This is a genomic window from Gordonia westfalica (assembly GCF_900105725.1).
GTDB classification, from domain to species: Bacteria; Actinomycetota; Actinomycetes; order Mycobacteriales; family Mycobacteriaceae; genus Gordonia; species Gordonia westfalica.
Genome location: NZ_FNLM01000034.1, coordinates 2,643,581 through 2,665,901 on the forward strand (window position 1 = coordinate 2,643,581; position 22,321 = coordinate 2,665,901).

Annotated in this window: 19 protein-coding genes and 3 pseudogenes; 11 read left to right on the top strand and 11 right to left on the bottom strand. The window is 68.7% G+C overall.

Features of this window, described 5'->3' with window-relative positions; translation table 11 throughout:
- Nucleotides 1–16: 16 nt before the first annotated feature.
- Together BLU62_RS17445 and BLU62_RS17450 are read right to left on the bottom strand one after the other, a co-directional pair.
- Nucleotides 17–1,153, bottom strand: coding sequence for a DNA polymerase IV (locus tag BLU62_RS17445; protein WP_074851055.1), 1,137 nt, complete (start codon nucleotides 1,151–1,153; stop codon nucleotides 17–19).
- A 53-nt stretch (nucleotides 1,154–1,206) separates the two neighbouring features.
- Nucleotides 1,207–1,944: a hypothetical protein gene (locus tag BLU62_RS17450; protein ID WP_084811820.1), complete on the bottom strand. Its 738-nt coding sequence runs from the start codon at nucleotides 1,942–1,944 to the stop codon at nucleotides 1,207–1,209.
- A 334-nt stretch (nucleotides 1,945–2,278) separates the two neighbouring features.
- Between BLU62_RS17450 and BLU62_RS17455 the strand changes: the two are divergent.
- Both BLU62_RS17455 and BLU62_RS17460 read left to right on the top strand, forming a co-directional pair.
- Nucleotides 2,279–2,968, top strand: a pseudogene (locus BLU62_RS17455) (DUF4389 domain-containing protein); the annotation flags it as partial.
- Nucleotides 2,946–3,506, top strand: a complete 561-nt coding sequence (locus BLU62_RS17460) for an Rv1733c family protein (RefSeq protein WP_074851063.1) — start codon at nucleotides 2,946–2,948, stop codon at nucleotides 3,504–3,506. The pseudogene BLU62_RS17455 and the gene BLU62_RS17460, both read left to right, overlap by 23 nt.
- Nucleotides 3,507–3,525: 19 nt before the next feature.
- Here BLU62_RS17460 and BLU62_RS17465 read toward each other — a convergent pair whose 3' ends face one another.
- Together BLU62_RS17465 and ppsA are read right to left on the bottom strand one after the other, a co-directional pair.
- The gene (locus BLU62_RS17465) at nucleotides 3,526–3,909 is read right to left on the bottom strand and encodes a PadR family transcriptional regulator (RefSeq protein WP_074851065.1); all 384 of its coding nucleotides are present in this window, start codon (nucleotides 3,907–3,909) and stop codon (nucleotides 3,526–3,528) included.
- Between the two features lie 104 nt (nucleotides 3,910–4,013).
- The gene (gene ppsA, locus BLU62_RS17470) at nucleotides 4,014–6,362 is read right to left on the bottom strand and encodes a phosphoenolpyruvate synthase (RefSeq protein ID WP_074851067.1); all 2,349 of its coding nucleotides are present in this window, start codon (nucleotides 6,360–6,362) and stop codon (nucleotides 4,014–4,016) included.
- A 189-nt stretch (nucleotides 6,363–6,551) separates the two neighbouring features.
- On the opposite strand from ppsA, the gene BLU62_RS17475 reads away from it, so the two are divergent.
- A complete protein-coding gene (locus BLU62_RS17475) occupies nucleotides 6,552–7,106 on the top strand; it encodes a hypothetical protein (RefSeq protein WP_244278232.1) in 555 nt (184 codons plus the stop codon).
- Nucleotides 7,107–7,108: 2 nt separating this feature from the next.
- Here the strand turns inward: BLU62_RS17475 and BLU62_RS17480 are convergent, their stop codons facing one another.
- The 6 genes from BLU62_RS17480 to BLU62_RS17505 all read right to left on the bottom strand — a co-directional run bounded on the left by BLU62_RS17480 (nucleotide 7,109) and on the right by BLU62_RS17505 (nucleotide 14,358).
- Nucleotides 7,109–7,666, bottom strand: coding sequence for a flavodoxin domain-containing protein (locus BLU62_RS17480; protein WP_074851071.1), 558 nt, complete (start codon nucleotides 7,664–7,666; stop codon nucleotides 7,109–7,111).
- 50 nt (nucleotides 7,667–7,716) lie between these two features.
- On the bottom strand, nucleotides 7,717–8,610 hold the full coding sequence (locus BLU62_RS17485) for a universal stress protein (RefSeq protein WP_074851073.1): 894 nt from the start codon (nucleotides 8,608–8,610) through the stop codon (nucleotides 7,717–7,719).
- A complete protein-coding gene (locus BLU62_RS17490) occupies nucleotides 8,607–9,050 on the bottom strand; it encodes a hypothetical protein (protein ID WP_074851075.1) in 444 nt (147 codons plus the stop codon). Before BLU62_RS17490 ends, BLU62_RS17485 begins: the two co-directional genes overlap by 4 nt.
- A gap of 155 nt (nucleotides 9,051–9,205) precedes the next feature.
- Nucleotides 9,206–11,053, bottom strand: coding sequence for an Hsp70 family protein (locus BLU62_RS17495; RefSeq protein ID WP_074852973.1), 1,848 nt, complete (start codon nucleotides 11,051–11,053; stop codon nucleotides 9,206–9,208).
- Between the two features lie 55 nt (nucleotides 11,054–11,108).
- On the bottom strand, nucleotides 11,109–12,944 hold the full coding sequence (locus tag BLU62_RS17500; RefSeq protein ID WP_074851077.1) for a dynamin family protein: 1,836 nt from the start codon (nucleotides 12,942–12,944) through the stop codon (nucleotides 11,109–11,111).
- Nucleotides 12,945–12,975: 31 nt separating this feature from the next.
- Nucleotides 12,976–14,358: a GTPase gene (locus BLU62_RS17505; RefSeq protein WP_244278234.1), complete on the bottom strand. Its 1,383-nt coding sequence runs from the start codon at nucleotides 14,356–14,358 to the stop codon at nucleotides 12,976–12,978.
- A gap of 211 nt (nucleotides 14,359–14,569) precedes the next feature.
- Between BLU62_RS17505 and BLU62_RS17510 the strand changes: the two genes are divergently transcribed.
- The 6 genes and pseudogenes from BLU62_RS17510 to glsA all read left to right on the top strand — a co-directional run bounded on the left by BLU62_RS17510 (nucleotide 14,570) and on the right by glsA (nucleotide 18,788).
- A complete protein-coding gene (locus tag BLU62_RS17510; RefSeq protein ID WP_074851079.1) occupies nucleotides 14,570–14,947 on the top strand; it encodes a hypothetical protein in 378 nt (125 codons plus the stop codon).
- 2 nt (nucleotides 14,948–14,949) lie between these two features.
- On the top strand, nucleotides 14,950–15,504 hold the full coding sequence (locus tag BLU62_RS17515; protein WP_074851081.1) for an RNA polymerase sigma factor: 555 nt from the start codon (nucleotides 14,950–14,952) through the stop codon (nucleotides 15,502–15,504).
- 235 nt (nucleotides 15,505–15,739) lie between these two features.
- Nucleotides 15,740–16,105 carry a hypothetical protein gene (locus BLU62_RS17520; protein WP_074851083.1) on the top strand — a complete coding sequence of 122 codons (366 nt, stop codon included), beginning with the start codon at nucleotides 15,740–15,742 and terminating at the stop codon, nucleotides 16,103–16,105.
- Nucleotides 16,106–16,212: 107 nt separating this feature from the next.
- On the top strand, nucleotides 16,213–17,154 hold the full coding sequence (locus BLU62_RS17525; RefSeq protein WP_074852975.1) for an AlbA family DNA-binding domain-containing protein: 942 nt from the start codon (nucleotides 16,213–16,215) through the stop codon (nucleotides 17,152–17,154).
- 95 nt (nucleotides 17,155–17,249) lie between these two features.
- Nucleotides 17,250–17,522 (top strand): annotated as a pseudogene (locus tag BLU62_RS17530) (VOC family protein); the annotation flags it as partial.
- Between the two features lie 36 nt (nucleotides 17,523–17,558).
- Nucleotides 17,559–18,788: a glutaminase A gene (glsA, locus tag BLU62_RS17535; protein WP_074851087.1), complete on the top strand. Its 1,230-nt coding sequence runs from the start codon at nucleotides 17,559–17,561 to the stop codon at nucleotides 18,786–18,788.
- Between the two features lie 35 nt (nucleotides 18,789–18,823).
- On the opposite strand, the gene BLU62_RS17540 is transcribed toward glsA, so the two are convergent.
- On the bottom strand, nucleotides 18,824–19,855 hold the full coding sequence (locus BLU62_RS17540) for an AraC family transcriptional regulator (protein WP_074851088.1): 1,032 nt from the start codon (nucleotides 19,853–19,855) through the stop codon (nucleotides 18,824–18,826).
- 115 nt (nucleotides 19,856–19,970) lie between these two features.
- Here BLU62_RS17540 and BLU62_RS17545 point away from each other — a divergent pair.
- Nucleotides 19,971–21,424, top strand: a pseudogene (locus BLU62_RS17545) (aldehyde dehydrogenase).
- A gap of 45 nt (nucleotides 21,425–21,469) precedes the next feature.
- Entirely contained in the window at nucleotides 21,470–22,267 is a 798-nt protein-coding gene (locus BLU62_RS17550; RefSeq protein ID WP_074851089.1) for a maleylpyruvate isomerase family mycothiol-dependent enzyme, read from the top strand.
- Nucleotides 22,268–22,321: the final 54 nt, after the last annotated feature.

Sequence of the window (22,321 nt, forward strand, 5' to 3'; positions counted from 1 at the left end):
ACGCCGCGTATCGAGGTCACGCCACCGGCGCGTCCTCCTCGTCGGTCACCAGGTCCAGACGCACGCCGAGGAGCCGGACCGGACGGTCGATGTCGAACCTGGTGAGCAGGTCGGCGACCACGGCTTCGAGTTGGTCGAAGTCGAGGCTCGGTGCGGGCAGCTTCCGGGACTTGGTGCGCGTGTAGAAGGTCGTGGTCCGGACGGTCACGGCCACACGGAACGGCACACGATCCTCGGCGACCACCTGGTCGAGTAGCTCGCGCAGCAGTTCCGCAGCCGCCGCACGCATCTCGGACGGTTCGGAGATGTCGGTCGCGAAGGTTCGCGACTTCGAGTGCGACCGGGCGAGCCACGGTTCGGCGGTGATCGTCGAATCGCCACCGCCGCGGCACAGCACGTACAGCCAATTGCCCTGGTGCGGACCGAAGGTGGCGATCAAGTCCTCGCGGGGCGTGGCGATGAGGTCGTTGACGGTCTCGACGCCGTTGGTGGCGAGCTTCGCCGACGTCTTCGGCCCGACGCTCCACAGGTCGCGAGTCGGCTTCTCCCCCATCAGGTCCAGCCAGTTCCGGTCGTCGAGCAGGAACACGCGCGGCGCGTCGACCCCGGTGTCGGGCATGGCACCGGGCGGCCGCTTGGCGAAACCGGTGGCCATCTTGGCGCGCTGCTTGTTGTCGCTGATGCCGACGCAGCTCGTCAGGCCGCAACCGTCGAAGATGTCACGACGGATGCGCTCGGCGAGATCGACGACGGCGTCGTCGTCGAACGGGTCCACCTCGGCCCCCCGCACACTCACGCCGAGGTAGGCCTCGTCCCACCCCCACACCTCGACGGGGTGTCCCGTCGAGCGCAGCACGTCCATGACGTCGGCCGACGCGGCGTCGTACGCCCCCATGTCCAGGGGCAGATACACCGCGTCGGGCAACTTCTTGTACGCAGCACGCAGCGGCATCCCGGCCCGCACGCCGACGTCCCGCGCCTCATACGACGCGCAGGTCACCACCTTGCGGGCCTCGGTCGGATCGCCGTTGCCACCGACGATGACCGGGACACCGACGAGCTCCGGACTGCGCAGTCGCTCGACCGACACCTGGAACTGGTCGAGATCGACGTGCAACAGCCACCGATAGCGTTGCGAAACCGACGTGGTCACCCCGCCAGGGTAACCACTCCTCGGGTGCTCACCCCGCCGATTCAGACGGCGATTCAGACGGCGATACGGACGTCGATCTCGCCGAGTCCCACGCTCCGGCACGCCGTGCGCAGCGCATGCGGGTTGTAGCGCAGCACCGACAGCCCGCGTTGCGTCTCCGTCGACCAGCCGGCGAACGACCCGCTGGCCTCGGCGATGAACCCGGTCAGCTCCGAGATCGACGATGCGTCGAACGCGGCCACCACGTGTTTGAGCACCTTGTCGAGCAGCGCACGATCGCGATGCAGCGGAGGCGGCACCAGATTCAGTGCAGGAGAGGCGGTTCCGCAGTTCGTCGGATCGGTCAGCGCATGCACCGCGACGAGCAGGAAGGCCAGCGAGACGATCGCCCGCGACTCGGGGTCGCCCTGGCGGCCCGGATACGACTGGATGATGTGGCATACCTGCACCGGTCGCGGCGGCGTGGCGCCGACCGCTTCGCCCTGGCTGGGCTCGAGAAGTCCCAGCGCAGCCAGCGCCTCCTGATGTGCCGACGAAATCGTTTCCGCAGCAAGAGCATCGGCATGCATCCGCTGAAGTTGGGCGACGATCGCCTGGTGGCGTCGCGTCGCATCGTCGATCTCACGGACCAGATGTTCGGTCAGTCCGAAAGTGGACGAATAGTGAGTCAGCGCCTGATATCCGCGCAACACGATGTGTTGCTCGATGGCGATGGCCTCGGCGATTGCCGACGGTTCGAGAAACTTCCGGGTGCCGCGTCGAGACGCGCGCACAGAAAGAGTACTGGTCAACTGAGCCCTCCACACATGTAGACCATTGATGCTCCGAAGTGGATTTGCCCACCCCGGTGTTGACCCCCTACGCCCCGACACCCCCTTCGATGCCGTTAACGAAGCGCACGATCACAATAGCGAGGATTTCGCGAATGCGTGAGTCGAATGACTGAAGATTGCGAAGTTTGTCTAATTACATGGGGCGAAAGACCCCGACCGGGTCCCATTCCCCGGCTCGGTCGGCAGATCGGCCCTACACACATCACCGAAGACCCTTCCCCTCCCGCGCCTGGCGGGTTTCACTCGATTCAGGGACTTCGACGGGAGGACTCGAGACGTGCACGCAGTGACGCTGACCGGACATCTCGACGAGCCGCTGTCGAGGTGGCTCTGGCTGCTGAAATGGCTTCTGGCGATCCCGCACTTCCTCGTTCTGATCGCATTGGACATCGCATTCTTCTTCTGCACGGTCGTGGCCGGCTTCGGGATCCTGTTCACCGGTCGCTATCCGCGGGGACTGTTCGATTTCAACGTCGGCGTCATCCGGTGGAACTGGCGCGTCGCCTTTTACACGCATTCCGCGTTCGGCACCGACCGGTACCCGCCCTTCTCGCTGCGTCGGACCGACTACCCCGCCGACTTCGACGTGGACTACCCGGAGCGGCTGTCCCGCGGCCTGGTGCTGGTGAAGTGGTGGTTGCTGGCGATCCCCCACTACCTCGTCCTCGGGGTGCTGGCCGGCGGGTGGCTGGGTGGCCCGGCGGCCGCCGGATACGTCGCGCAGGCCGGCGACGATGGCCGGTTGATCATCGCGCCGGTGCTGGTGCTGGTTGTCTTCTTCGCCGCGGTGGCGCTGCTGTTCACCGGCAGGTACCCGCGCGGGCTGTTCGACTTCGCGATGGGTATCAACCGCTGGCAGTACCGGGTGTGGGCGTATGCGGCGCTGATGCGCGACGAGTATCCGCCGTTCCGGCTCGATCAGGGCGGGGACGAACCGACGACCTCGACGGGAGCCCGGGATGTTGCGGTTCCTCTCCCGTGAGTTGCACAGCTGGCGACTGATGCACGCCACCTCCAACCGGCTCGTCCGACCCACGGACCGGGTGGAAACACTTGTGCTGCTGACACTCTGGGTGTCTGCGCTGGCGGGACTGCTCATCGCATTGACCGTCGGCGGCAACACCTATGCCACGCACAAGGCCACCGCCGACGTGCAGGGACCCCGCCACTCGGTGAGCGCCACCGTCACCACGCCACCGAAGCAGGACGACGATCCGACGATCGTCGTCTGGCGGCGGACCGACGGCGCACGAGTCACCGCAGCGGTGGACGCCGAACGGACCGACCGCGTCGGTCGCGTCCGCATCATCTGGCTCGACGACCAGCAGCGGGTCGCCGACCCGCCGCGCACCGCCACCGACGCCGTGGTGGAAGGCGTCATGGCCGGGCTCGGCGTCGTGATGCTGACCGTTCTGGGCTGGTGGGGGCTGGTCCTGCTGGTCCGGGCGGCCGCCGACCGGCATCGGATGCGGCGGTGGGAGGCCGAGTGGCGCGACCTCGACATCGACAGTCACCGATGACCTCCCGGCCGCCGGCGGTTCAGCCGTCGTCGACCTCCTCGAGGTCGCGCGTCGACAACCAGGCCTGCGAGTCGTCGATTCCCATGTGCGGGGGCAACGGGGGCAACCGCGTCCCGAAGACCTCGTGCGTGAGTTTGCTCAATGCCCGGCATTCCTCGGCCCAGGACATCCGCCCGGCCGGGGTCGTCTCATAGGTCCGTAGACCCGGATATCCGGCGGCGGCCTCGCGCACGCCGACGAGCCCCCGGCCGACGAGTTCGTCGACGACCAGTCGTAGCTCGTTCGCCCGGAGGCGATAACCCCGGCGTTGCAGTTCGTCGGCCATCTGACGGTCTGACACATCGGTGTTCAGCCCGATACCCAGGATGTGCACTCGGACGGCGGCCCGCTCAATTGCTCTCATCTGCCATCCTCCGTTCGCTCAGGAGACCGCCGCGATCGGAAGGGCAGACGAAGATCGGACACGTCAGCCTGCACACGCGCCGGTGAGGTACACGATCCTCCTCATCAGTCGCGCGCAACAGGGTCACAATGCCCAGAACCGAGTGCGGCGTCGACGAGCAGCCGGCGTTCGGCCCGGGCGACGTGCATCCGGGTCGCGGCGACGGCGTCGGGATTCACCGACACCGACGTGATGCCCATCTTCACCAGATGTTCCGCGAACGCCGGGTTGGTCGACGGCGCCTGCCCGCACAGCGAGGAGGTGATCCCACATCTGCGTGCGGTGGAGATGATCGTCGAGATGGCGTCGAGGACCGCCGGGTCGCTGCCGTCGAACAGCTCGGCGCAGGATTCGGAGTCGCGGTCGACGCCGAGGATCAGCTGGGTGAGATCGTTGCTGCCGATCGACACCCCGTCGATGCCGGCGTCGACGTAGTCGGGGAGCCAGTACAGCACCGACGGCACCTCGGCCATCACCCAGCGATGCAGGCCGCGATGGGTGCCGAGCGGGCTCTCCTCGATGAGTTCGAGGCACCGTTCGAGTTCCCAGCGGGTCCGGACGAACGGCAGCATCACGTGCAGGTTGGGATGCGCCTCGCGCGCCTTCGCGAGCGCCTCGAGTTCCAGCCGGAAGACCTCGGGTTCCTGGACGTAGCGGTAGCAGCCGCGGAACCCGATCATCGGATTGCGTTCCTCGGGTTCGAACTGTTCGCCGCCCTCGAGTCCGCGGAACTCGTTGGAGCGCAGGTCGGTTGTCCGATACACCACCGGCCGGGTACCGAACGGTCCCGCGATGCGGGCCAGGGTGTCCGCCATCGCGGCGACGAAGGCCTCCGATTCACCGGCCGCGATGACCGCACGCGGGTGACGCCCCGACAGCGCCTCCGCCAGCATGAACTCGGCCCGGAGGAGTCCCACGCCGTCGACGTCGGTGGCACCGACCTCGGCGGCGTGTTCGGCCGACGCCAGGTTGACGTAGATCTTGGTCGCGGTCACCACGTCGGCATGGGAGGCGGGTGCCGAGGAAGCCGCGACGGTCGTCGCCGGACGGCGGGCCGCGACACCGGAGGTGACCTCGCCGGAACCGCCGTCCACGGTCACCATCGCTCCTTGCACGAGATCGGTTGTGCCGGTTCGTGTTCCCACGATGCACGGGACACCGACCTCGCGGGCGACGATGGCGGCGTGGCAGGTGATGCCACCGCGATCGGTGACGACGGCCGACGCCCGCCGGATCGTCGGCAACCAGTCGGGGTCGGTCATGGGGGCCACCAGAACCTCCCCGTCGACGAGTTCGTGACCGTCGTGCGGCGAGTACAGGATGCGGACCGCACCGCTCGCGATCCCCGGGGCAGCCGCGAGTCCGTGCAGTAGAACCGAACCCGACGATTCGGTGGCAGCGTTGGAATCGGTGGCAGCGGCGGTATCGGTGGCAGCGGTCGCGGTCGACTGGAGTGTGGTGATCGGCCGCGACTGGACGATCCAGATCCGGCCCTGCGCATCGATGGCCCACTCCATGTCCTGCGGCCGTCCGTAGTGCCGTTCGGCCCGTAGCGCCATGCGCGCGATCGTCTGCACGGTCGTCGTGTCGATGATCGGCGTGGTCCGTCCCGACGGCACCGGCTCACGGGTGTCGTGCCCGTCGCTGCCCCGCACGATCCGGAACTCCTGGTTTCCCAGACTCGTCTCGAGGATCGAACAGTCCGTCCGCGAGACCCGGAAGGTGTCGGGGGTGACCGCACCCGACACCACCGCCTCACCGAGTCCGGCGACGGCCTCGACGACGACGATGTCGAGGTTGCCGGTGACCGGATCGGCGGTGAAGACGATCCCGGCGGTCACCGACGACACCATCCGCTGCACCACCACCGCCATCAGCGGTTCGGAGTCCAGCCCCTTGTCGGCGCGGTAGCTGATCACGCGCGGCGAGAACAGCGACGCCCAGCACCGCACCACCGCGGCCAGCAGCTCCTCCTCGGTACCGACATTGGTGAACGTCGCATTCATGCCCGCGAACGACGCGTCCTTGCCGTCCTCCCCGATCGCCGACGACCGGACCGCCACGTTGATCTCGGATCCGCCCGGTTCCGGCCCGAGGGTCCGATACGCGGCGGTCACCTCGTCGGCGACCCGCGGTGTGATGCCCACCTTGGTCACCATCTCGGCCATCCGGCGGCTCAGGTCGGCCAGCCGGGCGTCGTCACCGACCGCCGCCAGCGCCTCCCGGTGTGTGGCGAGCAACTCCGCCCGCACACCGCCGTCGTCCATCGACGCCGCGAACGCGTCGGCGGTCAGGGCGAATCCGTCCGGCACCGGCAGTCCGGCGGAGACCAGTTCGCCCAGATTCGCCCCTTTGCCGCCGACGAGCAACACCTGTTCGAGTCCCAATTCCGCGAAAGGCAGCACATACGTCATAGGCCCAACGATCGTCCTCTCACGGGGCAACCCCTAGTGACCAACGGTGACGAACACGAGGACCAAGGTCGGGGCCTTAGGTCCCATCACCGGCGTGAGGCCATTCGGCACTAGAGCCCCGGGAGGATTCGGGCGTGCAATGGTGGCACGGATCGCCGCGAAAGGCGCCGGCGAGAAACGGTGCAAGAGATGACCACCCCGCAACCACTCCCGTGGCCGGAGGCCCTGAAGGCCTTCGGCCGCTGCCTGGCCGGTGTCGTCGAATCCCTGCGTCGACGACGCCTCCGCCAGCCGTCGTCGAACATCGGTCGCGTCATCGCGTTCGCCGACGGAACGCGGGCCGCGGTCTACCGGGAAACCGTCCTCCACGACGGCCCGGTCACCGAGCCGGCCGGCCTCATCGTCTGCTTCCGGCTGCGGTGGGTGAAGGGGAATCGGCTCGCGCACAGACTCTTCCGCATCGAGAGCGTGTGTAACACCATCCTGTTCGCCGGATTCGACGGATTCGTGACGAAGTTGTGGATGACCGCCGACGGCAACAACCTGTATCGCGGCGTGTACGAGTGGGACGGCTACGACAGCGCCGGCGACTACGTGCGAGCCCTGTGGTGGCCGCTGATGGCGGTCGCCCAGCGGGACTCCATCCGCTTTCACGTCGTCGCCGACAGCACGCGAGAAACGCTGCTCGCCGGCGTGCCCGGCGAATCCGACGGGCACGAGTGGTGGCGTCCGGTGCCGTGCTGAGCTCAGCTCTCGCCGTCGGCCGGCGCCGGCACCTCGTCGTCGAGGATCTGCCGTACCCAGGAATCGATGTCGTCCCAGTCGCGGGCGTCCCCGTAGTGGCCGCCCATGAGGCGGAACACGATCCGACCGATGCCCGGCCAGTCGCCCTTGGCGATGGCACCGGCGAACACACGGTGCGCGCGGAGGATCCCGGTGGCGTCGAGCGTCGCGACCGCCCGGGGCAGCGGGGTCCGCGGACGCAGCCAGCGCGCCACCCGGGGTGACAGGAAGGTCGACGTGGCGCCCACCGAGGACACCGAGAACGCCCACACCTGACCGTTCGACGCCGTCGTCACCGATTTCGCGAAATCCTCTGCGATGGGCAGCCATTGACCGTTGTGGATCGCGCTACCGATCACGAGGCGGCCGCCACCGACCGGGGTGTCGTCGTGGTCGGACGGCGCACCTCCCAGATCGCGTAGCTCCACCGGATCACCACCGGCGCGCAGGCCGTCGGCGATCCTGCGGGCTATCCCCTCCGTCGCCCCGTGGGCGCTGGCGTAGACGACCACCGTGCGCATCGTCGAACCTCCCGGTCTCTGGTGTTCAGGGTGAAGCGTGTTCAGGGTGTTCAGGGTGCGGCGTGGGCGACCATCACCGGGCACGGCGCGACCTGGAGGACCGCCCGGCTCGTCGACCCGAGCAGGAGGCCACGGAATCCGCCGCGGCCCCGTGTCCCGACGACGACGAGTTGTGCGGACTGCGCGGCGTCGACGATCTCGTCAGCGGGAGAGGCGATCCCGACGCGCCGTTCGACCTTGACGTCCGGGAAGTCTTCCGAGTATCCGGCGAGCTGCTCGCCGAGCAGCTCTTCGGCCTCGTCGCGGAGTTGCCGGATGATCTGTTCGCGGCCGTAGAACGCGGTGCCCGAGAAGCCGCCGAACGCGTGCACCGCGAGCAGCGACGTCTGCAGCAGGTCGGCCTGCCGGAAGGCGTGGGCGATCGCGGCGGTGGACGTCGGCGAACCGTCGACCCCGACGACCACCGGTCCCGTCGACGGCGGCGATCCCCCGACGATGACCACCGGGCACTCCGCGTGCACTGCCGCATCGTCGCTGACGGACCCGAGCAGCAGCCCGCGAACTCCACCGAGCCCGCGCCGGCCCACGACCAGTTCGTGTGCCTCGGCGGACGCGTTCCGCAGCGCGAGGACCGGGGAGCCGCCGAGGACCTCGCCTTCGACCCGGACGTCGGGATCGATCTCGTGCGCCAGTGCGGTCGCGTCCTCGACGGCCCGCCGGGCGCCGGCCTGCATCGCCTCGGTGACCGCGTCTGAGGTCATCATCGCGGTCGGTGCGTACGCGTACGGGATGAGCCCGACCGCGGACAGCACCTTCAGCGGGCGGCGCTCGCGGGATGCGGCCGCCACCGCCCAGCGAACGGCGTTCAGCGCGAACTCCGAGCCGTCGACGCCGACGACGATCGGTGCGCTCGGATCGATCGGCCGGGTCGGTGAATCTGTCATGGCGAATTCCTTTGTCGAACGGTCTGGACGATGACGACGACCATCGCCACCGCGGTGCCTGCGATGCCGACCACGAGCACGACGCGGGCGATCGTCGGCCACGGAACGGCGGTGTCGCCGAAGTCGAACGGGAACACCTGCCAGAGCCGGACCAGCGCGGCCAGCCCGAATGCGTTGACGACCAGCTCCCCCAGCGCCCTGACCGGCGGCGGGTCGGCGACGAGATAGATGGCATTCGCGACGATCGCGGCGATCAGCGGAGCGACCACCCAGCCGAGGACCCGCGAGAAGTCGTCGGTCAGGAAGGGAACCGCCTCCCACCCCGGCCAGCCGAGGACCGCCCCCAGCAGCACGGCGTTGACGGCGATGCTCACCGAGTAGCCGACACGCCTGTGCGAGGCGTCCGCATCGCGGACCGAGAACGACTCCGAGGTGGTCACGGCTGCACTCCGAGGGATGTCGACGGCGCCGAGGGGTCTTCGGGGACCGACGCCTCCGGCACCTCTCATCGTCGTCGTGGGGTCGGCGTCGAACCGGAGTCGAAGGTCATCGGGAACGGCGCTGAAAGTCCCGCAGCCGGGGTGTGTCAGGGTCGTCAGCCGCTGACGAGCACCCAGATCCCGAACGCCACCCACGCGATGGTGCCGAGGATGTTGACGCCGAGCGCGGCCATCAGCAGGGCGTCGCGACGCCCCTCCGCCCGATTGATGCCGATGATGGTGAGCGCCATCCCGACGATCGTGCCGAGACAGAGCGGGAAGCCGAGGATACCGACGATCAGTCCGGCCAGTCCGTACGTGTTGACACCCGACGACGGAACCTGCTGTCCACCAGCAGGTCCGGGAGGCGGATAGCCGGGTTGCGGCGGGTACGGCGCCTGCGGTTGTGCGTGGCCCGGCTGTGTACCCGGATGTGGCGGTGCGTGGCCGGCGGCCGGGGTGCCGACCGGCTGGGGCGGCGCCGTGCGGGGCTGAGGCGGTGGCGTGTGCTGCGGAGGTTGCGCTGCCGTGAGCCCGGCCGGCGCACGGTGCAGTTGCGCCCACTGCTCGGGTCGTAGATCGGCCGGACCGACGGCGCCGAAGACCGCACCCGCTTGGGCGACGACGCCGGGACGCAGATCGAGTCCGTGCAACGTGCCCGCCACCGGAGCGCCGACCGTGAGCCGGCCGGACGGGGAATCGAGCGTCGCGAGCGGCTCACCGGCCCGCACGACCTGCCCGCTCCGGGCATGGACACCGGAGATCACCGTGCCGGGCGGGACCGTGGGGAACGCGATCCGGCGGGCGGATGCGTCCACCGCGGTCGCCGGCAGCGGCGGGTCGGTGGGGCGCGCCGCGTTCTGCGGGACACCGCCGGCCTCCTCGACGTCCACGTTGGTCGAGCGAAGGAGTCCGCCCTGGGCGACGACGATCTTGGGGTCGCCAATCCGGGCTACGCGACCCACCGACGACAGCGCCGATTGCAGCATCGGGATGCTGCTGGTGCCGCCGGTGACGTAGACGATGACCGGCCCCTTGGGTCCGGTGCCGGCGGCGTCGGCCCGGGCGATGGCATCCCGGGTGAGTTCGACGGCCCGCTCCACGAACGGCGCGATCATCGACTCGAACTCGCGGCGGGTGAGCAACAGCGTGCGCTGGGTGCCGGGCAGTTCGATGACGGCCTGCGCGGTGTCGGAGAGGGCCTCCTTGGCGGCGCGCACGTGGTCGGCGAGGGCGATGGCGGCGGCCGGGGCGCGGAGTCGGGCCGAGAGCTCGGGGTCGAGTTCGGCGGCCTCGTCGTGCACCCAGCGGATCATCCGGGCGTCGAGGTCACGCCCGCCGAGGTTGTTGTCGCCGCCCGACCCGGTGACGGTGAAGCCGTCGGCCCCGGCACGGATGAGAACCGCGACATCGCAGGTGCCGGCGCCGAAGTCGAAGACGCACATCCGTTCATCGCCGGTCACGTCGTGCCCGCGGTAGACGTAATACCAAGCGGCGGCGAGCGATTCGGAGGCGATTCGCAACCGGTCGGCGGAGATCCCGGCGCGTTCGGCGGCTCGTCGGAGCACGCCTTTGCGTCGTTCGCTCCACTTGTCGGGGTGGGTGAGGATGACCGAGTCGAAGGCGGGCAGACCGCTGTGGCGCAGCGCGGTCTGGTGCACGTGACGCAGCACGGCGCCGATGAGGTCCTCGATCGGCCAGAACCGGTCGCCGAGCTCGATCTCGCCCTCGTCGATCCGCGACTTCGGGGAGTCCTCATACGCGTCGGGAGCCTGCACGCGGCGGTGCACGGCGTCGTGTCCGACGACGACCGTGCCCTCGCCCGCGAACACCGCCGACGGCATGGCCGGACCACTCTGCCCCAGCGGCACGATGACCGGCTCCGCCAACCCGACCCGGTATGCGGCCGCCGTGTTGCTGGTACCGAAGTCGATACACAGTCGCCGTCGGGTCTCCTGCGTCACGAGGCCACCTCCCACCATCCGCCCTGAGGCACATGGTTACACAACCGACCGGCGTTCATCCGGTGGGCGCTCGAAGAACCCGGGCGATCGACTTGCGGACGTTGTCGACGGCGACGATCTTGTTGCGCAGGTCGGCCGCGGTCTTCTCCCGGTCGGCGGCCGACTTCTTGGCCTCCACCGCGGCGTCGTTGATGACCTTCGTCGACTCGGCGAGCAGACGTTCGAGCAGTTCGTCGTAGGCGATCTGCAGGTCGGCACTCGCCTCGGACTTGATCGACTGCAGCTGGGACCGGACGTCGGCCTTCATGTCGTTGACCGCCTTGGTCAGCCATTTGCGGTGGTTCTCCTTGCCGACCTTCGACGCCCGGAACCCGACCACCACACCGGCCCACACGGGTACGGCCACCACGTTGACCACCGGGATGATCGCCAGCGGACCGCCGGCGGCGACGATCGACAGCAGCACCGGGTCGACCATGTTCTTCCACGGCGAGATCTTCTCCTGCTCACGCAGCTTGAGGTCGGACACGTTGCCGGAGATCCGGTCGACGAGCTCGCCGGAGATGGTGGCGTCGGCGAAGAGATTGTCGGCGATCCGCTCGATCCCGGCGACGAAGAACGCGCTGACCTCGCGGGCCGCGGCCTCGAGGTCGACGGTCATCTGCCCGATCAGTTCCTGTCCGGCGCGGTGCGGTTCGTAGAAGCGGAGCTTGTCGATGCGCGTCGACCACTGGCCGAGGAGCTTGTCGAAGCGGTCGCGGATCAGGTCGTCGGTCTGCAACGACGCGGCGGTGATGTCCTGGTTGAGCCGCGCGCGCCACTCGCGGCGTCGATCCTTGAGGCGCTGCAGGCGATCTCGTTCGGCTTCGATGTCGGCGCGTTCGGCCGGGGTCGCGGTGGCGGCCTTCATCTCCAGGACGAGGCGCTTGCGGACGTCGTCGAGTCCGGCGAAGGTCAGTTGCAGCGCATTGCGTTCCGGCGACGCCGCCCCCTCGGCCACCAGCGGGGTGAGGGCGTCGACGAGTTCGGGGATGCCCGACGCGGCGAGCGCCCGTTCGCGGCGTTCGGGGTCGGTGATGGCGGCGGCCTGTTCGGCGATGCGGTTGGAGATGCCGATGATCGGGATGTGTGCGAAACGAGGTGCGTTGGCGCCGATCAGTTTTCGGTTCTCGGCGACCATGCTTCGCCACTGCCTCATCACCAGGTCGGTCTTGGTGACCACCAGGACCACCGAGGCGACCTCCTCGCTGACACTGCCGAGGAAGGCGAGTTCGGGGGCCGACAGCGGTGCGGTCGCGTCGCACACCATCACGAGTACCGACGCGCCGCGGGCCGCGCTCACCGCGGCTTCGACGTGTTCGGGGACCAGCGACCCCACCCCCGGGGTGTCGACGATGGTGACACCGGGCAGCAACGGCGAGTCGACGGCGACGCGGGCCGAGACCGGCGGCACAAGAACGGAATCGACCGCAGTGCCGGGGGCGAGGCGTTCGGCGGGGACGCCCGCCGCGTTCCGGCCGCCGACGGTGACCCAGGAGGCGAGGTCGGCGACCGGGATGCGTTGTGCCGCACCGGGAAACTCGACGAGTGCTGAACCGACCGGCAGATCCTCGGTGGCCGGGGTGAACCGGACGTAGACCGAGGTGGTGATCTCGGTGTCGACCGGCGCCAGTCCGCTCACGCCGACGAGGCTGTTGACCAGCGAGCTCTTGCCGCGGCTGACCTCGCCGATCACCACGACGGTCCCCTGCGGGGCGGGCCGGTCCTTCACGCGCAGAGCACGGTCGGCGATGGCATCCTCGCCGTGTTTGCGCAGCATGTCCACGGCCGTCCGCAGCACGGCGTCGGGGGTGGGAGCGGCGGGTTTGGCGGGTGTCTTCTCCAGACTCATCGGGCCACTCCTCGTCTCACTGCCGGCCGGCTCAATTGGTCCACCGTCCGCGGCGCACCAGCTGATAGGTCTGTTCGAGTACCAGCAACGCCTCCCGTTCGGCCGACGTCGCGGCGAAGGCACGGCGGGTGCGGCAGTCGGTGGCGCGTTCCCGTGCGGCGTCGGCGATCTGGGGCGGTGCGGCATTCGGCGGCAGCGACAACAGCACGCGCACATCGCGACTCGCGACGACCAGGTTCAGCTCGCCGATCAGCTCGCTGTCCGGTTGCCAGCGGGCGAGCGCCTCGAGCGCGGCGACCTCGCGCACCCGGTGCAGCTCGGGAGCGGTCTCGGCCTCCTCGATCGCCTCCAGGAAGGCATCGCGGCGTGCGCTGCGGTACGCCGCCTCGCGCAGTTCGGCCAGCACCGTGCGTGCCTTGAGGATGTCGCCGACCGCGAGGAAGCGCCGGCCGATCGCGAGGCGGAGTTCGTCGATACCCGAGACCCGGTGCAGCCATTCGCAATACGCACGCGCACCCTGGCCGGCGACGTCGGCGCCGGCGTCCATCGCATACGTTCCGACCAGGTCCTCCAGCCGGCCGAGCAGGTCGACGTCGAGACCCGGTGGCGGCGGGGCCGCGCCGTCGAGGATGCTCAGCAGCTCCCACGATTCGAGGGCTCCTCGGCGGGAGATCTGCGCGGTCTCACGTTCGGTCACCCCGCAGACCCCGGCCTCGGCCATGAGTCCCGACACCGCGACCACCGCACCCGCGATCGCCGGGAACCGCCGCCAGACCCGTCGGGCGATCTCCTGGGCCTTGAGCATCGGGTTGTCGGCGGCGATGAGGTCGGCGTGCGAGATCACCAGGATCGTGTTCTGCGCCGACGCCCCGGCGTCGGAGAGGAACGCCACCTCGTCGGCCTTGGGGCCCGCCGCGTCGTCGAGCAGGAACAGGATGACGTCGGGTCGCGGGAGTCGGCTCTCTCCGGAGAACACCCGGCGGGTGGCGATCTCGGCGGTGTCGGTGAACCCGGACAGACCCGGGGTGTCGATGACCCGGAACCGTTCGCGGAGCAGGCGTGACGGGGTGTGGACGACCGCGTGGTCGATGTCGTCGGGACGCCGGCCCAGATCGCCGCGCATGGTTCCGGGGATCTCGGTGACGGTGCCGTCGAGGCCGACGACCTCGACGCGCTGCGGGTTGCCCTCGGTGTAGAGGGCGGCGACCTTGGTGCACTCGGCGCGGTCGGTGGGCGCGACGCGGTCGCCGACGAGCGCGTTCAGCAGCGTCGACTTGCCGGCGCTGACGCGTCCCACGAGCGCGACCGTGAGCGGGTTCGCCAGCTGCGCACGCAGGGAACCGATCACCGTGGCGTCGGGCGCGAGCGGGGTGACCTCGTCGAGCAACTGCTCCACGCGTCCCCGCACGGTCATGCGTTGCTCCACGCGATCGGTCCTCCAGTTCACGGACATTGCCTCGTTTTAGTGCACTGTGTCGTCGCCGCCGGGAACATTCCCGCGTCGCCGACACTCCTAGTCACGTGACGAGAATTCTCCACCACCGTCGACGCCCTGACAGTCGACCGGATGACGGTATCCGGGCCGAGGTCGCTCGCGTCGCAGATCCGAGCAGGAGCGGAAGGCCATGACCGACAGTGACACCAGTTGGGACGATCCCCTCGACGGGGACGACCTCGAGTCCTGGTTGCGCGAGAGCGACCCGCCCGGTGAGCTGGCCGTACCCGCCGCGGCCTGGGATTCCGCGGTCGAGACCGCCTTTGATCCCTCCCACGAACCGACCGAGGACCTGACCGCCGCACCGGGCCCGGATCCGCTGGACGGGGAATCCGCCGACGGTTCCCCCGATCCCGAGCTCGCGGGGTTCGAAGACGATCTCGGCGCCGATCCCGGCGGGGACGACACCTTCGACAGCCCGGACGTCTTCGGCACCGACGACGACGTCAGCGACGAGTCATTCGGAGATACGACTTTCGACGACTCCTCCCTCGGCGACGACTTCTGAGGATGGACACTTCTGGGGTGTCTTCGTGGACCGACGAATCCGGATCGGGCGCAGACCTTCTCGAGCGCGCACGCGCCGGCGACCAGCAGGCCTTCACCGCGCTCGTCGAGCAGCACCGGGATCGACTGTGGGCCATCTGTTTACGCATCACCGGCAACCAGCACGACGCGGAGGACGCCCTCCAGGACGCACTGGTCGCCGCGTGGCGTGCGATCGGCACTTTCCGGGGCGACGCACAGTTGTCGACGTGGCTGTACCGGATCGGGTCGAACGCGGCGCTGGCGCGTATCCGCAAACGGTCCGACGCCGACGACATCGACGATCACGACCCGGTGAGTTCGCTCGACGTCGCGCAGCAGGTCGTCGTCTCCGACCGCATCCAGGAGGCGTTGTCGCAGGTCCCGGACGCGTACCGGGCCACTTTCGTCCTACGGGTCTACGGCGAACTGAGCTATTCGGAGATCGCCGAGGCGCAGGGCATCGGCCTGCAGACCGTGCGCAGCCGGATCTCGCGGGCACGGTCGATCCTCGCGGAGTTGCTCGCAGATCTGCGGTGACTCCGCCAATCGTTGTGCTCCGCTAACGAATTGCTCTCTGCCGGCCGATGTTTCGGCCATTCGGAATATGCGTGGGCCACCCGCTACGCGGATATGCTCGTCGACGTGTTCATCGGCGGGCAGGTCCTCTGATCGGATGATCGACTCCTCCCAGGGAACAAACTCCGCCAGGTTCGTCTCCAAGTAACCAGAGCACGAAAAACCACAACCCACACCATCCCTGGAAGGAAACACCATGAGCACCGAGATCCCCGAAGACGCAGTACTCGTCGACACCGACGGCGACGGCGCGGTCGACGCCGCACTGACCGACGTCGACGGCGACGGCACCACCGACGCCGTCCTCGACACCGACGGTGACGGCCAGGCCGACTCCATCGCCTACGACACCGACGCCGACGGCGAGATCGACGTCATCGAGGCCGACACCGACGCCGACGGCGAGATCGACGTCATCGAGGCCGACACCGACGGCGACGGCTACTCCGACATCGCGGTCGCCGACACCGATGGCGACGGCACCTTCGACACCGCCGTCGATGACGAGGGCAATGTCGAGGTCGGCGACTTCGGCAGCGTCGACGGCGGCGACGCGGTCTGATCCGACAAGTCCACTCTCACGCCGAATCCCGGTCGCCTTTCGCGGCCGGGATTTCGCGTTGAGTCCGATTGGCCGGAACCCATGTCCGATTCGTCATACTGTCCGGTGTGCGAGCTGACCTGATACTCCTGGCCGACCCCGATCGCGGAAACATCGGCGCACTGGAGTTCGCCATTCCGGTGTGGGCGACCGCGACCGCGCTCGTGCTCGTCCTCATCGTGGCCTGGCTCTTCGGTTCTGTCGCGAAGTGGCTGTTACGCCGCCGTGCGCGCCTGAACACGACATCCTGCATGGTGCTCTCGATCCTCGGCACGGCTGTCGGACTGTTCATCGCCGGCGCCGTCGATCACCGCATGAACATCTGGCACCCGGTGACCATCCTCCTCGGACTGGTCAGTTCGATCGTGGCGGTCGGCGCCTACGCGCTCGTCGCGGCACGGTTGCAGAGCCCGACCGGCATCTCGGTCCCCGAGCTCCTGGAGTCCGGGGAATCCGAACGTGTCGAGTTCAAGTCGACCGCCCGCATGAACCTGCGCACCAAACAGCGGGATCCCGCGATGGAGGCGGTGATCGTGAAGACGGTCGCCGCATTCCTCAACTCCGACGGCGGGAACCTGCTGATCGGCGTCGACGACGACGGCACTCCCCTCGGTCTCGACGCCGATTTCACGTTGCTGCGCCAGCCCGACGCCGACCGGTTCGAGCTGTGGTTGCGGGACACGCTGACCACCATGCTGGGTCAGAGCACCGCCGCGGAGGTGGGCATCTTCTTCGAACAGGTCGCGCGCCCGGCCGATGCGACCGCAGACTCCGAAGGCCCCGCCGAGGTTCCGGTGTGCCGGGTGGAGTGCACCCCGTCGCCGCGGCCGGTGTACCTGCGCGGCACGAAGAACAATGCACTCCCCGAGTTCTGGGTGCGGGCCGGCAACTCCAGCCGGCAGTTGAGCGTCGACCAGGCCGCCGAATACGTCATGTACCGCTGGCCGCTCGGCGTCGGGCGCGCGGTGGCAGCCCAGGTCCAGGCCGCCGTGCGGTTCTCGTCGGTCTAGTTCCTCCCGCAAACCCACCCTTTTTCGGCATTTCCACCCCCTTGCGAGCCGGTGGCTTTGCCGAAAAGGGGTGGGTTTGCGGAAAGAGGACCGGAACCGTGAGCGAGGAGATCCGCTTCGTCCAGATGACGCCTCCCGGATCGAACTGCTCGATCGCCTTCGGCAAGGCCATCACCGACAGGGCACCCGGGTCCACCGGCCCGCTCATCATCTGTGTCACCGACATCGACGCCGCACACGAACAGCTGATCGCAGCGGGCGTCGACGCCAGCGAGGTCGACGTACAGCCTTGGGGTCACTTCGTGTACTTCACCGACCCGGATGGCAACCATTGGTCGGCGCAGTACCTGCCCTACCGCGACAACTGAGCGCAGGCCCGCCATGGGCCGTGGCTACGGTGGGATATGCGATCCCCCATCGACGACTATCTCCACCAGGTACTGCGCGACTGCCGCGATGACGACGCCGGCGACGTCATGTCCGGCAACCGTGAACTCGAGCGGGCGGATCCGACGTCCTTCGGCATCGCCCTGGCCACCGTCGACGGGACCGTCTACACCGCCGGCGACGCCGACCACGAGTTCTCCATGCAGTCCATCGCGAAGCTGCCCGCCTATGCACTCGCGCTGCAGGACCGGGGACTCGACGGTGTCCTCGACCGCGTCGACACCGAACCGTCCGGCGACGCCTTCAACGAGATCTCGCTCGAGGCCGAGACCGGCCGACCCCGCAACGCGCTCATCAACGCCGGGGCCATCGCCGTCCACGGGATGCTCGACGGTGACGGCGCCACCGAACGGGTCGACCGGATCGTCGACCTGGTGAGTACCCTCGCGGGCCGAAAAGTGTCTGTGGACTCCGAGGTTCACTCTTCCGAACTCGCCTCCGACGACCACAACACCGCCCTCGCCTACCTGCTGAGGTCGGCGGGCAAGCTGGACTACGAACCCGACGAGGTCGTCGACGGATACGCCGCGCAGTGCGCGATCAAGGTGAGCTGCCGCGACCTCGCGGTCATGGGATCGATACTCGCGAACGGCGGACTGTCGACGACCACCGACGACGAACGCCTCCTCGACGGCCGGATCACCCGGCACCTGCTGTCGGTGATGGCCACCTGCGGCATGTACGACGGCAGCGGCAGCTGGATGGCAAGGGTCGGGATACCCGCGAAAAGCGGTGTGAGCGGGGCGATCCTGGGTGTACTGCCCGGACAGGTCGGGGTCGCGGTGTGGTCGCCTCGTCTCGACGAGCAGGGCAACAGCGTACGCGGGGTCGCCGTCTTCGAAAGGCTCTCGCGCGACATGGAACTGCACATGATGCACGTCGCGCCGTCGGGACTGCCGGCACTGCGGTCGGTCGAGGAACGTGACGGCACGACCGTCGTCGAAGTCCAGGGCGACGTGCGGTTCGCGGGCGCGGAGATCATTGCAACCCGTGCTTGCGAGGGGTTTTCGACCGGCAGGGTGATCCTCGACCTGACGCATGTCCGCGTGATGGACGATGCCGCACGAGGTCTGCTGCGCGAGGTGGCGAGTCGACTCGAGGACGATCACGACGTCCGCATCGAGGACCCCAACGAGCTCATGGATTCCGGACCCGACGACCGGGACACCCGCAACCGGGAGAAGTGACGACCGGGACCCTCGGACCGACGGTCAGCCCGGGATCATGGCGCCGCTCGCCGCCCGGCCGTGACCGCCGGCTGCCCGGTCAGCTCGCGTCGCTTCGCAAGCGGCGGCTTTCCGAACCAGCGTCGAGAACTACGTGTGAGCGTGCTCTGCTCGGAATAGCCGATCTGCCGCGCGACAGCTGACAGCGGGACACCGCGATTCGCGAGCAACGAGAGCGCCAGATCGCGACGCGCATCATCGACGAGCTCCTCGAAGGTGGTGCCGCCCTCGGCGAGTTCCCGCTGGACCGCACGCGGGTGCATCATCAACAGGCCCGCCACCGTGTCGAGCGTGGCGGCACCCGCCGGCAACGACCTGACGATCAACGCCGACACCGCGTCGGCGAAAGCTGTTTCCCGGTCGTGGCCGGTCATGAACCGGACCGCCACGTCGTAGGCGAGCGCGTCGACACGCGGCAGCGTCCGCTGCATGACGCCGCGCGGGAACACCACCAGGTTGGCCGGGGCCTCGAAGTCGACGGGGCAGCCGAAGTAGTCGGTGTAGACGCGAGGGTCGGACATCGGCGGGTGCGTCAACGTGATCCGGTTGGCCCGGAAGTCGTGTCCCAACGTCATCCGGAAGGTCGACCGGGTGACACCCATCGCGAGCTCCACGACGTGCGGCCGGTACGGCACGCGTTGAAGCACGATGTCGAACTCGTAGGCGACCTCCCGCTCGCCGTCGTGCATCTGCGCGGTGATGGCCGGGCTGTACACATGGGCGAAGGCGGAGATCTGCTGGAAGGAATCCCCGATGGTCACGGCGTTCCGGGCCGCGATCGCGACCGGCCCGAGGATGTCCGGGTCCTGTCTGGCCGCGAGCCGGAGGCCGAAATCGGAGACCCCGAACTCGGCGGCGCAGAGGCCGATGACCGTCGACAGCGCGGTGAACGGGACGAACCGGTCGTAGGCACCGACGACGCCCGAATCCACGCCGACCCGCGCGAGCATCGCCCCGGCGTCACCGCCGTACTCCTCTATCAACTCGGGCAGCTGACTGAGTGACGAGGCGCAGATGAGGTCGGCCATGGCACCAACTGTCAAATATGAGTCGTGAGATGTCAAGAAATCTGGCGGTCTCCGAAGTGACCATGGACACAGACCGCCGGACGCTCGGCAGCTGACACAGCAAGGGGAGTACGAGATGACCACCATCGAATCCGTTCGCGCGAGTTTCTACATCGACGGCGGCTGGCGCACGCCGTCCGGCTCGGCGACGATCCCGGTCATCTCGCCGCTCACCGAAGAGGAGTTCGGCTCGGTACCCGAGGCGACCACCGCCGACGTCGACGCCGCCGTGGCAGCCGCGCGCACCGCCTTCCGGTCGTCGGGCTGGCGAGACCTGTCCCCCGCCGACCGCGCCGCACATCTCCGACGGTTCGCCGACGAGCTCGACAAGCGCGCCGAGGACCGCGCAACAGCGGTGACGTCGGAGAACGGCATGCCCATCGCGCTGGCGCGGTTCGCCGAAGGCGCCGCCCCGGTTCAGCTGCTGCGCTACTACGCCGACCTCGTCGAATCCACCCCTGTGGAAGAGACGCGTACCAGCCAACCGTTGCCCGGCTCGACGATCGTGCGCCGCGAGGCCATCGGCGTCGTCGGCGCGATCGCGCCGTGGAACTTCCCGGCGGTCCTCTCGATGTTCAAGATCGCGCCCGCGCTGGCCGCCGGCTGCACCGTGGTCCTCAAGCCGTCCCCGAGACGAGCCTCGACGCCTACGTCCTCGCCGAGGCGGCCATCGCCGCCGAACTGCCCGCCGGCGTCCTCAACATCGTCAACGGCGGCAGCGAGATCGGCCGTCACCTGGTGTCGCACCCGCACGTCGACAAGGTCGCGTTCACCGGATCGACCCCGGCCGGTCGCGAGATCGGCCGTGTCTGTGGCGAACTCATCCGTCCCGTGACCCTCGAACTCGGCGGCAAGTCCGCGGCCCTGGTGCTCGACGACGCCGATCTCGAGCAGACCGTCGGCGGCCTCGCCACCGCATCCCTGCTCAACACCGGCCAGACCTGCTACATGTCCACCCGAATCCTGGTGCCCGGCAGCCGTTATGACGAGTACCTCGATGCCATCAGCGCGATGTGCGCGTCGCTGCCGGTCGGCGATCCGATGGATGAGAGCGTGGCGGTCGGGCCACTTGCCAGCGGCCGGCACCGCGACCGGGTGCTGTCGCTGATCGAGCGTGGCCGCACCGAGGGCGGCACGGTCACCACAGGTGGTGGCACGCCGTCGGGCGTCGACCGCGGGTTCTTCGTCGAGCCGACCGTCTTCGCCGGCATCGACAACTCGGCCACCATCGCCCGCGAAGAGGTGTTCGGCCCGGTCCTGACGGTGCTGCGCTACGACGACGTCGACGTCGCCATCGCGCTGGCCAACGACTCGTCGTACGGCCTCGGCGGCACCGTGTGGACTTCCGACCCTGAACGCGGCGTCGACGTCGCCCGTCGCGTCGAGACCGGTTCGTTCGGCGTCAACTACTTCAACCTCGACTGGGGTTCGCCCTTCGGTGGCGTGAAGGCCAGCGGCATCGGCCGCGAACTCGGCCCCGAGGGCCTCGCCGCCTACCAGAACCTCAAGTCGATCTTCCTGCCCGCCTGAACATTCCCCCCTCCCGTCCCCTCACTTCCGAAGGAGGCGATCGGCATGTCCGACGCCGGAGTCACCGCCGCCAAGGCGCTGGTGAACGACACCCTCTCACTCCTCGACCGACTCACGCCCGCCGACTGGGCGGCCGACAGCGCATGCCACGGATGGCGCGTCCACGATGTCGTCACCCACATGGGGTTCTTCTTCAACTTCATCGCCGACCCCGGCCTGGTCTTCCCCGACAACCCGAGCGGGACATCCGAGCGGCTCAACGACGCCGCGGTGCGCGAGCGCGCCGACTGGACCTCGGAGCAGGCCGTCGAGTACTACCGCGCGCAGTCCGAAGCCGGCCTCGCCACCCTGACTGCCCTACAGGGAGAAGAGCTTCGGGACCAGCCGCTGGACATGCTCGACCTGGGCACCTACCGGCTGCACCAGCTCGGCGACGCCGTCGCCTTCGACCACCTGGTGCACCTGACCAGCGATCTGCTGAAACCGTTCGGGCCGCTGGATTCCGCCGAGGTGTCGGTGAGTGCCGCCATCGACCCCGCCATCGACTGGATGATCGCGGGCCTGCCGCAGATGAACGGCGCCGCACTGTATCCCACACTCGAGCGGCCGATCGGCCTGCACCTCACCGGTGCCACGGACCGCTCGTTCGTCCTCGGCCGGGACACAGCGGGCGGAATCGTCACCGTGACCGAGACCGCGGATCTCCCGGCCGACGTCGCGGCCTCGTCCGCCATCGATTTCCTCCGCTGGGGCACGACCCGCAGCGCATGGCGGTCAGCGGTGACGGTCGCCGGGGACCGGCAGTACATCGCCGGGGTCCTCGACGCCGTCGACATCGTCTGACACCACCGATTCATCCGCACATCGCCCTTCCCGATCCCACCTGAACGGAGCACA

What these genes read in the sequence shown, in the direction of transcription:
- glsA (WP_074851087.1), top strand. Translation starts at nt 17,559, where the DNA reads ATGCGATCCCCCATCGACGACTATCTCCACCAGGTACTGCGCGACTGC.
- ppsA (WP_074851067.1), bottom strand. Translation starts at nt 6,362, where the DNA reads ATGACGTATGTGCTGCCTTTCGCGGAATTGGGACTCGAACAGGTGTTG.
- BLU62_RS17475 (WP_244278232.1), top strand. Translation starts at nt 6,552, where the DNA reads ATGACCACCCCGCAACCACTCCCGTGGCCGGAGGCCCTGAAGGCCTTC.
- BLU62_RS17505 (WP_244278234.1), bottom strand. Translation starts at nt 14,358, where the DNA reads ATGACCGTGCGGGGACGCGTGGAGCAGTTGCTCGACGAGGTCACCCCG.
- BLU62_RS17550 (WP_074851089.1), top strand. Translation starts at nt 21,470, where the DNA reads ATGTCCGACGCCGGAGTCACCGCCGCCAAGGCGCTGGTGAACGACACC.
- BLU62_RS17540 (WP_074851088.1), bottom strand. Translation starts at nt 19,855, where the DNA reads ATGGCCGACCTCATCTGCGCCTCGTCACTCAGTCAGCTGCCCGAGTTG.
- BLU62_RS17510 (WP_074851079.1), top strand. Translation starts at nt 14,570, where the DNA reads ATGACCGACAGTGACACCAGTTGGGACGATCCCCTCGACGGGGACGAC.
- BLU62_RS17460 (WP_074851063.1), top strand. Translation starts at nt 2,946, where the DNA reads ATGTTGCGGTTCCTCTCCCGTGAGTTGCACAGCTGGCGACTGATGCAC.
- BLU62_RS17500 (WP_074851077.1), bottom strand. Translation starts at nt 12,944, where the DNA reads ATGAGTCTGGAGAAGACACCCGCCAAACCCGCCGCTCCCACCCCCGAC.
- BLU62_RS17515 (WP_074851081.1), top strand. Translation starts at nt 14,950, where the DNA reads ATGGACACTTCTGGGGTGTCTTCGTGGACCGACGAATCCGGATCGGGC.
- BLU62_RS17520 (WP_074851083.1), top strand. Translation starts at nt 15,740, where the DNA reads ATGAGCACCGAGATCCCCGAAGACGCAGTACTCGTCGACACCGACGGC.
- BLU62_RS17465 (WP_074851065.1), bottom strand. Translation starts at nt 3,909, where the DNA reads ATGAGAGCAATTGAGCGGGCCGCCGTCCGAGTGCACATCCTGGGTATC.
- BLU62_RS17480 (WP_074851071.1), bottom strand. Translation starts at nt 7,666, where the DNA reads ATGCGCACGGTGGTCGTCTACGCCAGCGCCCACGGGGCGACGGAGGGG.
- BLU62_RS17485 (WP_074851073.1), bottom strand. Translation starts at nt 8,610, where the DNA reads ATGACAGATTCACCGACCCGGCCGATCGATCCGAGCGCACCGATCGTC.